The 15,374-nt window shown below is 38.8% G+C and carries 18 protein-coding genes; 11 read left to right on the top strand and 7 right to left on the bottom strand.

The features are described 5' to 3' along the window. On the top strand, window positions 1–712 hold a 712-nt coding region (locus L8106_RS28190), incomplete at its 5' end, for a CocE/NonD family hydrolase (protein WP_009787984.1). A 55-nt stretch (window positions 713–767) separates the two neighbouring features. Here the strand turns inward: L8106_RS28190 and L8106_RS28185 are convergent. Beyond that, window positions 768–995, bottom strand: coding sequence for a ferredoxin family protein (locus tag L8106_RS28185; RefSeq protein WP_009787983.1), 228 nt, complete (start codon window positions 993–995; stop codon window positions 768–770). A 427-nt stretch (window positions 996–1,422) separates the two neighbouring features. Between L8106_RS28185 and L8106_RS28180 the strand changes: the two genes are divergently transcribed. Next, window positions 1,423–2,073 (top strand): DUF938 domain-containing protein, encoded by a 651-nt coding sequence (locus tag L8106_RS28180; RefSeq protein WP_009787982.1) that lies wholly within the window; start codon window positions 1,423–1,425, stop codon window positions 2,071–2,073. A gap of 55 nt (window positions 2,074–2,128) precedes the next feature. Here L8106_RS28180 and L8106_RS28175 read toward each other — a convergent pair whose 3' ends face one another. Then, on the bottom strand, window positions 2,129–2,362 hold the full coding sequence (locus L8106_RS28175; RefSeq protein ID WP_009787981.1) for a lipopolysaccharide assembly protein LapA domain-containing protein: 234 nt from the start codon (window positions 2,360–2,362) through the stop codon (window positions 2,129–2,131). 104 nt (window positions 2,363–2,466) lie between these two features. Here L8106_RS28175 and L8106_RS28170 point away from each other — a divergent pair, with 104 nt between their 5' ends. Both L8106_RS28170 and L8106_RS28165 read left to right on the top strand, forming a co-directional pair. Beyond that, entirely contained in the window at window positions 2,467–3,372 is a 906-nt protein-coding gene (locus L8106_RS28170; RefSeq protein WP_009787980.1) for a vitamin K epoxide reductase family protein, read from the top strand. 201 nt (window positions 3,373–3,573) lie between these two features. Next, entirely contained in the window at window positions 3,574–3,798 is a 225-nt protein-coding gene (locus L8106_RS28165; RefSeq protein ID WP_009787979.1) for a hypothetical protein, read from the top strand. Window positions 3,799–3,862: 64 nt separating this feature from the next. Here L8106_RS28165 and L8106_RS28160 read toward each other — a convergent pair whose 3' ends face one another. Beyond that, entirely contained in the window at window positions 3,863–5,794 is a 1,932-nt protein-coding gene (locus L8106_RS28160; RefSeq protein ID WP_039897472.1) for a GTPase family protein, read from the bottom strand. A gap of 121 nt (window positions 5,795–5,915) precedes the next feature. On the opposite strand from L8106_RS28160, the gene L8106_RS28155 reads away from it, so the two are divergent. Together L8106_RS28155 and L8106_RS28150 are read left to right on the top strand one after the other, a co-directional pair. Beyond that, the gene (locus L8106_RS28155; RefSeq protein ID WP_009787977.1) at window positions 5,916–6,152 is read left to right on the top strand and encodes a DUF2281 domain-containing protein; all 237 of its coding nucleotides are present in this window, start codon (window positions 5,916–5,918) and stop codon (window positions 6,150–6,152) included. A gap of 1 nt (window position 6,153) precedes the next feature. Further along, the gene (locus L8106_RS28150; protein ID WP_039897471.1) at window positions 6,154–6,552 is read left to right on the top strand and encodes a type II toxin-antitoxin system VapC family toxin; all 399 of its coding nucleotides are present in this window, start codon (window positions 6,154–6,156) and stop codon (window positions 6,550–6,552) included. A 78-nt stretch (window positions 6,553–6,630) separates the two neighbouring features. Here the strand turns inward: L8106_RS28150 and L8106_RS28145 are convergent, their stop codons facing one another. The 4 genes from L8106_RS28145 to ilvA all read right to left on the bottom strand — a co-directional run bounded on the left by L8106_RS28145 (window position 6,631) and on the right by ilvA (window position 11,718). Further along, window positions 6,631–7,191 (bottom strand): hypothetical protein, encoded by a 561-nt coding sequence (locus L8106_RS28145; RefSeq protein ID WP_009787975.1) that lies wholly within the window; start codon window positions 7,189–7,191, stop codon window positions 6,631–6,633. A gap of 140 nt (window positions 7,192–7,331) precedes the next feature. Next, entirely contained in the window at window positions 7,332–8,414 is a 1,083-nt protein-coding gene (locus L8106_RS28140) for a DUF3474 domain-containing protein (protein WP_009787974.1), read from the bottom strand. Between the two features lie 425 nt (window positions 8,415–8,839). Continuing rightward, window positions 8,840–10,180 carry a TMEM143 family protein gene (locus L8106_RS28135; protein WP_009787972.1) on the bottom strand — a complete coding sequence of 447 codons (1,341 nt, stop codon included), beginning with the start codon at window positions 10,178–10,180 and terminating at the stop codon, window positions 8,840–8,842. A 26-nt stretch (window positions 10,181–10,206) separates the two neighbouring features. Beyond that, window positions 10,207–11,718, bottom strand: coding sequence for a threonine ammonia-lyase, biosynthetic (ilvA, locus tag L8106_RS28130; RefSeq protein ID WP_009787971.1), 1,512 nt, complete (start codon window positions 11,716–11,718; stop codon window positions 10,207–10,209). Window positions 11,719–12,073: 355 nt separating this feature from the next. Between ilvA and L8106_RS28125 the strand changes: the two genes are divergently transcribed. The 5 genes from L8106_RS28125 to L8106_RS28105 form a co-directional block, all read left to right on the top strand. Next, window positions 12,074–13,210 carry a Tudor-knot domain-containing protein gene (locus L8106_RS28125; protein ID WP_009787970.1) on the top strand — a complete coding sequence of 379 codons (1,137 nt, stop codon included), beginning with the start codon at window positions 12,074–12,076 and terminating at the stop codon, window positions 13,208–13,210. A 123-nt stretch (window positions 13,211–13,333) separates the two neighbouring features. Beyond that, window positions 13,334–13,975 carry a Uma2 family endonuclease gene (locus L8106_RS28120; protein WP_009787969.1) on the top strand — a complete coding sequence of 214 codons (642 nt, stop codon included), beginning with the start codon at window positions 13,334–13,336 and terminating at the stop codon, window positions 13,973–13,975. A 71-nt stretch (window positions 13,976–14,046) separates the two neighbouring features. Continuing rightward, the gene (locus L8106_RS28115; RefSeq protein WP_009787968.1) at window positions 14,047–14,472 is read left to right on the top strand and encodes an HHL1-like protein; all 426 of its coding nucleotides are present in this window, start codon (window positions 14,047–14,049) and stop codon (window positions 14,470–14,472) included. A 75-nt stretch (window positions 14,473–14,547) separates the two neighbouring features. Continuing rightward, the gene (locus L8106_RS28110) at window positions 14,548–14,970 is read left to right on the top strand and encodes a hypothetical protein (RefSeq protein ID WP_009787967.1); all 423 of its coding nucleotides are present in this window, start codon (window positions 14,548–14,550) and stop codon (window positions 14,968–14,970) included. A gap of 117 nt (window positions 14,971–15,087) precedes the next feature. Beyond that, window positions 15,088–15,374: precorrin-6A/cobalt-precorrin-6A reductase (locus tag L8106_RS28105; RefSeq protein WP_009787966.1), on the top strand; the 287-nt coding region annotated here is incomplete at its 3' end.

Genomic DNA, 15,374 nt, shown 5'->3' with positions numbered 1-15,374 from the left:
TGATCAATCCTATTTTCTGATGAGTACCGGACTCGCGAGTATTAGAGAAGATGCCGGAATTTTGATGGAACCTGTAGAGGAAGATTCAACTCCAATCTATGATAATTTATCAGTTTCTAACTCATTAGAACTCGAAGATATCTCAGAATTTGACTTAGAAGAACAGGATATTACTCAATCCGAAGCTTTTGATATTATCGTTCATGATCCTTGGCGACCTGTTCCGGCTTTGGGGGGTCATGCAACATTTCCGCCTGGTGCTTTTGAACGTTCGGCGTTAGACTGTCGCAGTGATATTTTAACCTATACTTCTGCGCCTTTAAAAACAGATTTACATCTGGCTGGTGATGTTTTTGTCGAGGTTTATTGTGAAGCGGATACACCCAGTTTTGATCTCTGTGCGGTTCTCTCGGAAGTCAGAACAGATGGTTGTGTTTATAACTTCTCTCAGGGTTATATTCGGGTTGAAGCTTTGGAAAATCCGGTGAGAATGAAATTACAAGCAACTTGTATTAAAATCTCTCAATTCAATTCAATTCGTTTAAGTTTAAGTGGGGCTTGTTTTCCGGCTTATCCCGTTAACCCAGGAACAGGTCAACCTCCGAGTCAAACTCGTTTAATTGATGCACAAATTATCACGTTAACTCTACGCTGTGGGGGAAATTTCCCCTCGAAAGTTGTTTTACCTGTTGTCAGTTTACCCATAAAATAAGGGCGCAAAATTTACGCCCTTACACTCAATTAATACAGTAAATTAAGATTGCCAATTAGTTGGGTGTTTTCTGCAACCCAGGTTGTTCTTCTGGGAGAATTGCACCCTCAACCGGGCAAACTGTTAGGCAAATCCCGCAGTCTATGCAGGTATCAAAATCAATCCAGTACCAGTCCGTACCCTTAGCATTTTTGCCTGGGCCATCGTGAATACAAGCGACTGGACAAGCGGCGACACAATCTGCAACGCCTTCGCAGACATCGGTAACTATGGTATGTGGCATGGTTTGTTTGGTGTGTTCTCCCTGTTTGGATCAAAGGGCAGGTATGACCCCCTATACATATCCTTTCACAAGTTTGTGATTACGGTTCACCCCATCTTTAAAATTCATTGAGAATCGGGTGAGATTTCAAACCTCTATTGATTATGACAATAATTTCAAGCTTTTGGTATTTCTAACTCAAAAAGCTGTTGATCAGAGATTCTATTCTATTATTTAATCTGTAGCATCTTGAATAAACATCCTCAGCAAAGTTAATCCGATAACAAAGGCAATGATTATCTAAAGACTCAAACCCGAAAGAACAATGATCATCATAACAAAAGAATTATAGCAATCAGAGGTATACTTCAAAAATGCTCGGCAACTTGACTCAACGTAACTTTGTTTCTACTCTATCTACTACACCAGAAGTTTGTTCGTCTCTCTTATGAATCAATCTCCAGATGTCCGACAATACGCACCCGCAACCGAACGCAACCGTCAGCCGATTTTAGACGTGTTACAACGAGTTTTACCTGCAAAGGGTATAATCTTAGAAATTGCCAGCGGAACGGGTGAACACGCCATTTTTATGGCTCCTCGTCTTCAGACGCATCAATGGTTGCCTTCTGACGTGGAGAGTAGCCATCGAGCAAGTATTCAGGCTTGGCAAAATTATTTTCCCTCGGAGAATCTTTATCCCCCGTTGACATTAGATGTGCGAGACTCTGTTTGGCCTGTTGAATCCTCTCTGAAATTGGATGGAATAGAATTAGAAAACAATTCAATTACAGCTATTGTTTGTATTAATATGATTCATATCGCGCCTTGGTCAGCGTGTTTAGGACTGATGGCTGGTGCCGGGCGAATTTTAACCCAAGGGGGAATTTTATATCTATATGGCCCCTTCAAACAAGGGGGAAAACACACCTCAGAAAGTAATATAATGTTTGATCAATCCCTACGCGCCTCAAATCCTGAGTGGGGAGTTCGAGACTTAGAAGAAGTAACAACTGTAGCGAAAACTCATGCTCTCCAGCAGATTGAAACTATACCGATGCCTGCGAATAATTTATCAGTTGTCTTTCAGCATCACTGACAAATATTTGATGTCAGGGTGGGTTGAGTTGTTTGGGGGAAGACATCAATTATCCTTATTCTTCCTCACCTGTTAAGCTGACTCGTTGACAGATCGGAATTAAAATAGAAGTGAAAACCAACCCGACAGCTACACCAAAAGCCAAAACAACTCCGACCGGAATTTTTACGGATTGGAATGTTAGAAACTGAATGGAGATAGGAGTAGCATTTTGTACTGAGATAATTGCGATCGCACTAATGACAATCGCTAAAATCAGACAAGTTAAAATTGGGGATATGATTTTCATAGGAAAGCTGTTATCCAATAGTACAGCTAATCAGTCTAGTGATCCCCAGTATATCATAATCAAACTGGAAAATACTGCTCAATAGAAGATAGGAAACTCAAAATATGTTTCGTAAACGTTCTACCCCTTGGATTCAACGCAAATCTCGTTTTATTATCGCCACGATTGCCGCTTTCGGGGCTGTTGTTACCGCTTATCTGACGATTGTTAAGTTGACGGGAGGAACTGCTGCTTGTCCCGTAACAGGGTGTGACAAGGTGCTGTCGAGTCCCTATGCAGTCGTGTTTGGTTTACCTTTAGCTCTATTTGGGTTTTTAGCCTATAGCGGCATGGGAACAATGGCTGTTGCACCTTGGTTAATCAATCCTGACTCGCAAAAAGAATTACGTCAAAAAGCTGAACAGTGGACTTGGTTGCTGATGTTTATAGGCGGAGTCGCCATGATGCTATTTAGCAGCTATTTGATTTATCTAATGGCGTTTAAAATTCAATCTCTCTGTTTGTATTGTATCGCATCTGCGGTTTGTTCGCTCAGTTTATTTCTATTAACCATTGTTGGTCATTCTTGGGAAGATATCGGTCAGCTTATCTTTACAGGTGTAATTGTTGGGATGATTACAATGATTGGTACTTTAGCGGTTTATGCTCCTCTAAATAATCCTCAAGCCGGATCACAAGAAACTTACGGTGTGACTACCGCATCTAATCCCGCGAATATCGCTTTAGCTGAACATCTAACTCAAGTGGAAGCAAAGATGTATGGGGCATTTTGGTGTAGTCATTGCCAAACTCAAAAGCAATTATTCGGAAAGGAAGCGGTTACAAAACTGACTTATATTGAGTGTGATCCAAAGGGAAAAAATCCTCAACCTGAGTTGTGCCAAGCGGCCAAGATTGAAAGTTATCCCACCTGGGAAGTGAACGGTCAACTATATCCGGGAGTGCAACGATTAGATAAATTAGCTCAGTTGTCGGGTTATAGTGGATCACAAAATTTTGGCAATCCCTAACTTTTGAAGGCTGAATGACTGAGGCAAGGATAATCCGTTGATGCGTTCGTTTTTTATCCTTGTCTAGTTTTTTATTAACTTTTTCTTTGATTATAGATTAAAATCCCGATATCTCAATAATTGTAAAGCTGTAAATTATGCAACAAAGCCCGAGTCGAGTTTTGAGAAAGAATTGAATAATAAACTCTGCGGAGATCTTGAATGAAAAGACCCAAAATTCTTCCCTCAAATTGTAAAAATTGCCGAGCTTATCAACCAGAAGGACGGCGTGGTGGCTTATGTCAATTGTTTCAAGTCCCGGTTCAGAGTCAGTGGAAATCTTGCAGTTGTGCAATTCTTCCCTTTAAAATTTCTGGGGAAAATAAAGAACCTGAGTTACACGAAATTGATGAAGTGATGGAAGCAAGTTTTGAAGTCACGAGTTAATGGAAAATCATCAACCTCCCTAGCAGCTAGGAATTTCACCTTTTTGCTAGGGGGAAAATCAAAATTAAGCTTTACTCTTTGCTTGCTGAAAATAATCCTTATATCGTTCTCGCAATTGTTCAATCGTTAAATCTTTTGTCCAATATTCAACCAACCCATGACCAAACGCCCAAGCATTTTGATCGGGTGAACCCGGATTTTCTAACAATAACGGCCATAATGTCAGTAAGTCAAAATTGCGACGATTCTTACCTTCACCCGGATTTAACACAGAAAACAAATCATATCCCATTTGCAGTTTACCAATCACCACAGGTAACTGTTCAATCGGAATTTGTTCAGCGAGTAAATAAGCCAAAGCCGGAGAACCTGTTGATAAGGTGGCAATATATTTCAGAATCGGACTTTTTAATAATGCTGTCAAGCCTTGAGTGGTTGTCATCTGGAGTGTATACCGATCTATAATCTGAGCCGCCGCAACAGTACGAGCATCTAAATTTCGTAAAAATCGGGCTAATCGCAGTTGTTTAGTTGGGGAAATTAATTCCACTAAAGCCATGGATAAAGCATCAATTCCCCAATCCTTGCGACTACTGTTTATATCCCCTGTAACGACAGGTAAAATGCGATCACAAACTTCTCCTAACCGTTCACTTCGGTACTGTGTTGCTTCTCGAATTGCCACTTCTTTTGGGCGATTTCCGAATATCCAATCATAGGGCGGTTCCCATTCTCGGACTGGGCGTAACCGATCAACTTGCGTGATGATTGTGATCGCCCGTAAATCTTCGACTTCTGCTTTCATATCTTCTAAGAAGTCTACATCCATTTGTAAGGCTGGATCAAGTGCAGGGGTTACTAATAATAGCAAATCTGTTTTGCCCATAAAATCTAAAACTAAATCTCGAAAATCAGAATGATTAATTTGTTCATAACCCGGAGTATCCCACAAAATTAAGGTTTCGCCTGTGGAAGTTTCCCACTGATAACTTTGAATCTGATCGGTGCTGGGTAAAACATCAACTTCGGCTTTTTCAGCTTGAAATAAAGTATTAATTAAACTACTTTTTCCCGCCCCGGTTCGTCCAGCCAGTAAAATATTAACAGGTTTTTGTTCGACTTTTTCTGTGGGTTCTGCTTGTTCGAGAATATCTCTGATCGTTTGAGTTTTTGCTTGCGGTAAAGTTGGGGTTTGTGTTGCAAAAATATCAGCCGGAAGTTGAGTTCCTGAATAAAGGGTAATCGCTTGACGACAGAGGTTTCTTAATGCCACTTCTCGCAACATTTGACTCAAGTTTCCGAGTAATTGTTGATTAGCTTGATCATTGTAGCGTTTACTGACAACTTTCGCCGCCGCCGCAACCGGATTAATAATCCACATTGCCCAATTCCAAACTTGCCAAAGTTTTCGGGCTGAAGGTTCTAATTTTTGGTAAACTTCATAGGCTTGAAATGCTTGCCCAACTGTTACTTGATTGAGGGCAGGAGATAACTGTTGCATCCATCGATCCATATCATCAACGGTGCCGCGAATCAGTCCATAAGCTTGTGGAATATAGATATTAAGGAGAGGATATTTGACTTCAGGATGGTAAGTATTAGCCACTGTCACCACTACATCCTGACACCGTTGCCAAAATGTTACCCAATCTTCCCAAACTGCTGCATCATTGCGCGTTTGTTGGAGAATTTCTTGTAATTTTGTTTCAATATTTTGGGTCGCTGCATCTCCCGCTAAGGGTGTTTCTGCATCTTCTAAACTCGCTTCAAGATCCTGGCTAACCTCTGCCATTACTGCTTCCATTTGGGCGATCTCAGGTTTTGTCCATCGAACCAGTAACCACCGCCAACCGACAAAAATCAGAGTAACAATTCCCCAGATCCAGTTAATTCCCCATTGGTTAATTTGATATCCCGCAGCCACCATGATAAAGATGACGATAGAAGCGATTGGTAAGGCTAGAATCACCCATTGCCAAGGTTTTAATCGCATCATAATATTATCCTCTATAAAACTGCACCGTTTGTATAAAGTTTAGCGTGTTAAAGTTAAATCGTTTGAAGGGGTTTGTTATAATAATCTTTAAAAGTTCTTCGATACTGACAGTGTTACACCGATGATAGAACCGACAATTTTAGAGAAATTTGCAGCCCTTCCCGACTCCCTGAAAACCGAAGTTGTTCACTATATCGACTTTTTGTTAGAGAAATATGCAAAAACGGGATCACAATCTCAACCGGAAGTCGTGGAAGAAAAAACTGAAAAGCATCATGGTTATGGGAGTTGGGCTGGAAAAATTATCATGTCTGATGATTTTGATCAACCTTTGGAAGATTTAAAGGAATATATGTAGTATGAAACTTCTTTTAGACACTCATGTATTGCTGTGGTATTTACTTGGAGATTCAAGACTAACTGATAGAGTTAGAGAAATAGTGGATGCTAAGACGGATTTGCACTTTAGTATCGCCAGTCTATGGGAGATTTCAATCAAAGTCAATCTTGGCAAACTTCAACTCAATCGTTCATTTCAAGAATTACTTGAAGAACTTGATTTCATCAATGCTGAATTTCTGCAAATTAGCATTGAAGATACTCAAACCTACATGAATTTGCCTTTACTGCAACAACATCGCGATCCCTTTGATCGAATGTTAATTGCACAGGCGATCAATCATTCTTTGGCAATTGTTAGCAGCGATAGGGCGTTTGATCATTATGAAATTCAGCGAGTTTGGTCAGAAAAGCTTTAAATTGTCTAACTTTATTGGAAGGGTTAGAGTCATGGCGATCGCTCCGATGGCGTTACTCTTTATTTTACATAATTTTTTCTAAGCTTCTTCTAAAAATTTGAGATTTATATTTTCACCTAACAAGGTTAAAGCTACTCGTCGTCGCAGATTATTTTCAATAGCAATACAGTCATTTAAGGGATTAAGGATACCATGACGGATTGCACGCTCCAGGGAATATTTACGTTCCTTGTGACGAAATCTGGACAGTTGATCTGTAAATAAAGTTGCGGCTTCATAGACAACTTTTAACTCATCCAGTGAAGCGATTTTTGATATTTTTATTGCTAAAAGTCGCAATTCTCTAGATATCTGTTCTCCTTGTTCTTTTGTTGCTCCATGATCTTGATGATAATAATTGATCGCTTCTGCCAACCACTGTGAATGTTTTGCAGCATTTTGAAGTGTATACTGTGCATTCTCACTGGAATTAAGAAAAAACTGATTCAGTAAAAGTTGATGGACATAAGCATCACGAAGTTTTGAATCAGAAATCATAGCAATTATTTTCATGCGTTCTTCGTGATTTCTTTGCTTCTCAGCACTAACTTCGTCGATCAACTTTCCTACTAATCCAGAAATAGGGTCAATACTAAACATCTGTTTTGTGCGTGATCTTAGTAGTTTTATCTAGTATACCCAATTGTGACTTGCTGATTACAATGTTTCTGAAAATCTGTAAAATAATTAAATAGGGTGGGCAATTAATACCCACCCCGAAAAAAATTCAGATGATAGAGTTAGTCAGGCTTGTTTGTTTTTGAGGACTTTTTCAACTTCCAACCAGACTGATAGTAAATCGGACTTCCCGCGTTTGGGACAAAATGACAAGTCATGTAAGAGTTGATAAAACCCTTCCAAATCGATTCATCAGACTTGCGATAATATTCACCCAAAATTGGTTTAATTGCCTCGGTTGCTGTTTTGAGATGGTAGTGAGGCATATTCAAGAAAATGTGATGGGCGACATGAGTACCAATATCGTGATGAATGGAATTGATAAAACCATAATCGCGATCAATTGTTGATAATGCACCTTTCAAGAAATACCAATCTTCGTTCCGATACCAAGGAATATCGGCTTCGGTGTGATGTAAATAAGTCACAAGATCTAACCACATCACAAAAATGATATAGGGAACGAGATAATATTTCAGCAGGAATAACCAGCCAAATTCATAGGTTAAAAAACCAAGAAAACCTATCATTAACATCCAGCAAGTTGAACTGGTGATAATATCCCATTTTTCAGTGGGACGGAATAGGGGAGTATTCGGAGAAAGATGAGAATTTGCCGGATTAAAGAGATAAATCGGATAAGCCAATAATGGTATATAATAGCGCAATAGCTTTTCATACCAAGGCATCTGATCATACTGACTTTCAGAAACCGGATACCAGCTTTCGTCTTTATCAATGTTTCCGGTATTGGCGTGATGGGTTCTGTGACTAATTCGCCAAGCGTGAAAAGGAACAAGAATGGGAATATGAGATAAATGTCCAATCAAATTATTCAGCCATTTTTGCTTAGAAAAAGAACCATGACCACAATCATGTCCCACAACAAATAATGCCCAAAACATGGTTCCTTGCATTAGCCAAAAAATCGGAAAAAAGAACCACGAATCAAGGCTATAGGCGATCATGTACAACCCGGCAATGATGGAAATATCGAGAAAGAAATAACTCAAAGATTTCCAGACAGAGGGTTCAAAACAATGGGCGGGAATAGCCGCCTTTACATCTTGCAGAGTAAAAGGTAACTCTGTTGTAGAGGGAGATGAGGCGGTAAGAGTCGCCTGACTAACAGTATTTGATTGCACGAAATTTCCGATTTAACTTGAGTGAAAAAAATCTGCATTTTTTAGGTTTAACCTGACAGCTTCAGCCTGTGTTAGCTGCAATTTTGACTCAGCAAGGGGGTCTAAGCGGTAGAATGCCGACGAACCTTCAGCTTGTGATTTTCTTTGAAACTGGCTGCTTGAATGCCCAGTTTGTAAAGAGGGCTGTGACTCCGTTGCTTCATCAAAATGTCCTCTGTGCTAGGCCAAACTGCAAAATGCAATTGATCAACGATGTATATTCTACCCTGAGATGGTTGTAATTTGGACGAGAATGCACTCAAACCGCTTAAAATTAGATGAATTTTTCAAAATTTTAGTATTTTTTCAGATTCAACGCCCTGACTTCCCAACTTTTTCACAAATGAGTCCCGTTTTTGAGACGGTTTGGGATACTCGTTTGGCATCTACAAGGCTTTTCCGTTATATTGAAAGGCATTATCCCACACCCAATCAATCACAATTCTTGCTTGTTTTAAAGGAATAACATGACAATAGCCTTGTTGATCATAAGACAATAACGGCACTTTAGGTTCATTCGCTTGATCTTCTATTTTTCCTTGAATTTCTTGCAGATTATTTAACGGGCCATGAATATCAAAGTTAATCCCAATACCCAACTTTTCTTGCATCCAGTTTTCTATTTTAGCATCTAACTGTTCAGGATTTAAGGGGGTTTGACTCGTTAACAGATGATAATAAACTAAAATAATTTCTTTGCATTCTTCTTCTTCGGCAATATCAATTAATCGCTGAAATACACTATCATTATTAGCCAAGTTCTTAAAAAAGAGCGTGTCAGTAATATCTTTTTGAAATAAGATTTTCTTGTTTTTATAATTGCTATATTGTTTAAAAGCAAAACCACCGAGCGTCATACCTAAAGATAATGTTGCCACTAAAATTGGCATGATATCTTGCAGTTGTTCCTGTTCTACATTTAAAGACTGAATCAAATCTCTAGCATTGAAAACCAGTAATATTGCAGCAATGAGTAATAAAATATTCGGTAAAGTTTTTAAAATCAGAGGAATTGCTGCTCCAATTGCAGGAACTCCAAACAACAATCGATCTTTCCAGGTCATACTGGTTTTAATATTCGGAAACAGCAAGTCTATATCAAACTTGGGAATACTTTTGTAAAAATAAACATACATTTTACCCGGTGTAAATTTTAGTTCGTCTAAGGCTTTTTGACTTGATTCTTTACGGCGAAAATATCCTTTTCCCTTGAATTTAATTAATAAAACAATCCGTTCAAATATCTCAATGGTTCTTTCTTCCTCCCAAAAAAAGAACTTTTTGATTTTAGTTGTGGTGGTGGTGTCACCCCGATAATAGCAAAGAAATTGATCAAAATCATTAAAATTAACATGGGTTCGCAAGTTAATCAAAGACTTTTTTCCTAATGCTTGATCAACGATGGATTTTGACAACTGAATATAATTCGCTCGTTCTAAAATATGGTTAAACGTCTCAACCACTTTAGATTGCATTGTACTATATTGATCTAAACTCGGTTCTTCCAACGGTTCAACATCAGCATTAGGGTTAAAAACGGCGTAGTTGTCTTTGATAATTTCTAGGGTTTTATGAAACCGAAAGTGATAAAAAGCCGAGATAATTTGACAAAACTCTTTAAAGGTTTGAGTATCTTCAGTGCTTAACTTACCCTCTTTGAGACAGAGTTCGATAATATCGCTGCGACGGAAAGGAATAAAAGCTTCTAGTTTCTGATTATTAGTCATAATGCACTCATTGTTTTGTAATCAAATTATCCTAAAAATAGTTGATAAGCGGGATTTTGATTTTCATCCCAGTAGCGATAACCAAGGGTATCAAGAAAGGCTTGCCATTGTTCCATTTCTTGAGGAGGAACTTGCATTCCTACTACAATTCTGCCATAGTCTGAACCATTATTTCGATAGTGAAATAGACTAATATTCCAATTCGGACTTATCGATGCAACAAACTTCATTAAAGCGCCAGGACGTTCGGGAAATTCAAAGCGATACAATAATTCATGGTGAGCTAAAGGAGAACGTCCACCGACCATGTGACGCAGATGTAATTTTACCAGTTCATTATCCGTTAAGTCTAAAGTTTTTAAACCCTGTGCTTCAAATGTTTCAATTAATTGGGCTGCATCAACACGGTTCTTGATTTGAACTCCGACGAAAATATGTGCTTCTTTTTCATCCGCAATTCGATAGTTAAACTCGGTTAAACTACGTTTTCCTAAACAGTCACAAAATTGGCGAAGACTTCCCGGTTTTTCAGGAATTGTCACTGCAAAAATGGCTTCGCGACGTTCTCCGAGTTCAGCACGTTCAGCAACAAACCGCAAACGATCAAAATTCATATTCGCACCACAGGCGACTGCAACTAACGTTTTATCTTGAATTTTTTCTCGTTCAACATATGCTTTTACTCCGGCAATTGCTAAGGCTCCAGCCGGTTCTAAAATAGAACGAGTATCTTCAAAAACATCTTTAATTGCGGCACAAGTGTCATCCGTTCCCACTAAAATAATTTCATCTACATATTGTTGACAAAGACGAAAGGTTTCATCACCAACTTCACGCACAGCAACGCCATCTGCAAACAGTCCGACTTGGGATAACTTAACCCGATATCCGGCTTTTAATGACTGTGACATCGCATCCGCATCGATAGGTTCAACCCCAATAATTTTGATTTCTGGACGCAACCGTTTGACATAAGCGGCAATTCCTGAAATTAACCCACCCCCTCCAATTGCCACAAAAATTGCATGAATTGGTTGTTGATATTGTCGTAAAATTTCCATGCCAATTGTACCCTGTCCAGCAATCACATCAGGGTCATTAAAAGGATGAATAAATGTCAACCCTTTTTCTATTTCTAATTGACGAGCATAAGCATAAGCTTCATCAAAGGTTTCTCCATATAACATCACCTCGCCACCTCTGGCTTTAACGGCATCAACTTTCACTTGAGGAGTCGTTACAGGCATGACAATAATCGCTTTTGTTCCCAAACGACTTGCTGCCAAAGCAACACCTTGAGCGTGGTTTCCAGCCGATGCAGCGATTACACCAACGGCGAGTAAGTCAGGGGGAAGTTGTGCCATTTTATTGTAGGCTCCTCGCAGTTTAAAGGAGAAAACCGACTGCATATCTTCTCGTTTGAGAAGGAGTTTATTTTTGAGTCTGTTAGAGAGATTGGGAGCGATTTCTAACGGTGTTTCTTGAGCGACATCATAGACGCGAGCAGTGAGAATGCGTTCGAGGTAGTTGCAGTGCATGGGGTTGAGTGAGTGCGAATAACAGATGGGGTAATTTTACAGGATTTTTGTTACTTTTCTATCAGTCCGATTAAAAGTTAATGGTTTTACAGATTGATGTGATCATGATAAAATAGATTTAATCTTGTTATAGTTTAAATAAAATTTACAATTTACTCAAGCGATCGTTTAAAATGTATTGTAGAGAAGAATAGGATCTAAGTGCAGCCGATCGTCAATCTTTTCGATCCGTTAATTTCTCTCAATTTCACCGTTCTTGGTTCAACATCAACTCACCATTCGGGATCAAAACTGAGTTGTGTTTTGAGAGATAAAACTTAGTAATTTTTAGAACGTTTTTTTGGAGGAATGACTCATGGATAAATCCATTATTCAGTTAGCTGACGCACTTCCCACCGATAATATTACGGTCAAAGTGTTAAAAGCACTTGATTATATTATGCCCGGTCAGTGGAATAATTTAGTCGGGTTTGATAACAGTATTCGCAGCATTACTGGAGAAACAGATAGTCAACGGATTCAAAGTATTCGTGATCGGGCAGTAGCATTATATCACGATCCGCAACAGGGTTATCAAACGGCGATTAAACTTTATCAAACTATCGATACAGCCGATACAATCATGGCGACGGCAGCTTTAGCCAATAAAATTGGTGAAAAAATTAGCTTTCTTTCCTTTTTAAGCAATTTTACCCCAAAAGCAGATTTAACACAAACGATTGATTTATTACTCAAAATCACCGTTGAAATTATCGCATTTTGCAAGTTAAATGGCATCCCCCAACCGAACCCACAAATGTTTGCCACGGTGTTAGCCAATAACTATCAAGATGCGGCGTTGATGCGGATGGAAGCCTTAGTTTGTATTGATGCAATTTTACCGTTAGGCCCCGATTTTATTGGTAAAATTCACGGGATGATTGATGGTGCTGATAGTCGTGTTATCGCCCAAAATCAAGTCTTTAATTCAGTCAGCAATGTTATTCCTGGCAACAATGCTTCCGATAAATTTGGGTTTATCAAACAAGGGTTTAACTCCATGCAAGGCTGGATGAATAACTTAGTCCAAAAAACCGGGGTAACGCCTCAGTCTGTTCTTGACCAGGTGGGAAGTTTTATCCAAATTGCTGATGATAACTTAGACTTTGTAGCGGCATTTCTCGACCAAACCACCAACTATTATGAACATACCGGAATTCAAACCGTAACCCGCAAACTCATTCTCGATGCTTATGCTTCTATTCAAGCCGAACTTCCCGCAGCTTCGGGTAATTTTACTCCCAGTTTTTCACCCACAGCAACCGGGAGTAACAGTCGGTTTTCCGTCGGTGAAACTGTAGAAGTTTGGGATAAAGACGAAGGTGAATGGTATGAAGCCAGTATTCAAGATATCAAAGTCAAAAAAGAGAAAACTAAATACTTTGTGCATTACATTGGGTATGATTCAGATGAGGATGACTGGGTGAAAGAAAAAAATATTCGTTCTCGTTAACAAAAAATTAACGATTGAACCTACTCAAATAAATTGTAGAGGTGTGTCGGACATCTCTACTTAATATTTACAGAAAAATTTTCCTCTGTTATCATAAAATTAATTGCTTCCAATAGTGCTGTTATGACTCAGCTAAAAACTCAATTTTTGACCGATGTCTGGATGAATGCTACCTGGGAAGAATACCTTTATGCTATCGAAAACTCAGACTATAAACAGGCTAAAGGTTATTATTTTAATGGACGCATGAGGTTAGAAATGTCTCCCCTTGGAAATCCCCATTCTCGTGACCATGCAGCAGTTATTGGCTTTCTCTATTTGTATGCTGGACTTCGAGAGATTGACTTAGATGTTCACGATAACTGTACTTACCGCAAAGTTGGCTATGAAGAAGCACAACCGGATGTTTCTTTTTATGTCGGTTCCAAAGCTGAAATTGTGCCTTGGGAAGCAACAATTATCGATCTTAATACCTATCCTGCGCCGGATTTAGTCATAGAAGTTGCCTATTCTTCCCTATCTGATGATAAAGGAGAAAAACGTCTACTTTATGAATCTTTGGGAGTGGGAGAATATTGGATTATTGATGTAAAAGCCGCTAAAATTATTGCCTTTAAAATTGAGAACCGAGGAAGTTATAGAATTGAACAGTCTCAAATCCTTGTCGGTTTGGAAATTGCACTCTTAGAAGAAGCATTACGCCGCAGTCGCCAAATGAATCACGGTAAAGTCAGCACTTGGCTGTTGTCTCAGTTTCAAGCTTGAGGAGAAAGGAGACAAATTTCTGAAAAGGTTGTAAACTTTTATTAAAGTATAAGATTTTACGTTTAACAACCATGCCCACAAAACAAGGATTCGGAAAAACTCAAACTCCAGCCAAACCCTCCAAACGCACCGTTGAACGCAACAAAGCGGCGAAGGAATATGAGAAAATGAAGTCTGATGGTACTCCAGACTATGAGATTTATATTCGTGTTCAGGGACAAAAGAACTGGTATCCTGTCGGTGTCGTAGCAATCAAACGTTCGAGTCAGATCAATCAAGCAATTTTCGGAAGTCAGGAAGATTTGCTACAAGGCGCGTTTCGACTATTCCCTCGTTTGCGAAAACACCAAAATCAACTCGAATATGGTTACCGTCTCAAAGAATTTAAAGATGAACCAATTCAAGTCGCAGTTCCTCCTAAATCTCGTTCAAATGGTTTGCAAGCTGCAATCGCATCCCTCAAAGATCGAGTTTCTTCCCTTCTAAAACAAGGTTAATTTATGATGGGGTGGGTTAATTCCTACCTCATTTTTTATGTGCAGAATTAGAAAGAAAAGAATAGGAATTTAAGAATGGGACAGTTAGAACGTCTTGTATTAATGGCAGAAGATGAGTTAACTAACTATAGCACAGATGATCGTAAAATTCAAAGATTGCGCCGTAAAATTGGGATATCTGTTCCCTTAGAAGAACAACGAAAAGTTAAAGCTGCGCTGTTAGAAGAAATGCCTACTGATAAGATTAGTGAGTTAATCGAAAAACAGCGTCAAACTGTTGCGCTACCGTTTTGGGGAATTGCTGGATTGGGTTTACTTTTTGGGATTTCCTTTCTGCAACCGTTGGATTTAATTGCAACTGTTATCGGGGGTTATGCAGCCATAAAAATTCAACAAATTGGTTGGAAGTTGGAAGCAAAACGGTTAGTTATTCAAACCTTAGAAGCAATTGAACAGGACATCCAAAAATCCACCTCCACTGAAACAACTTCAGCTTAAAATATAAGGGTTGGGTTAGCTAGTGTTAATCCAATCTACAGTCAAAAAATCATCAAAATTTTATCTATAAAAAACTTATATAGATTATTGATATAACAGAATAAACTCAAAGAATAAATGTTAACTTCTGAACGAAAAATATGGTTAATTGGAGGAACCAGTGAAAGTGCAACTCTAGCTAATACAATCACTTCAGCCCAAATTCCTTGTATAATTAGCGTAACGACGGATACTGCTAAAAACCTTTATCCTTTGGAATCTTCGTTGTTGAAAATTTGGGTAGGAAAACTGAATAATGTTCAAATTTCTTCATTTATTAAACAGCAAAATATCATTGCTATTTTAGATACTTCTCATCCCTACGCCGTCGAAATCTCCAAGTTAGCGATCGCCACTTCTACACA

The organism is Lyngbya sp. PCC 8106 (assembly GCF_000169095.1).
Lineage (GTDB): Bacteria > Cyanobacteriota > Cyanobacteriia > Cyanobacteriales > Microcoleaceae > Capilliphycus.
Note: the sequence above shows the minus strand (reverse complement) of the source record. Positions and strands in the feature narration are given on the sequence as shown.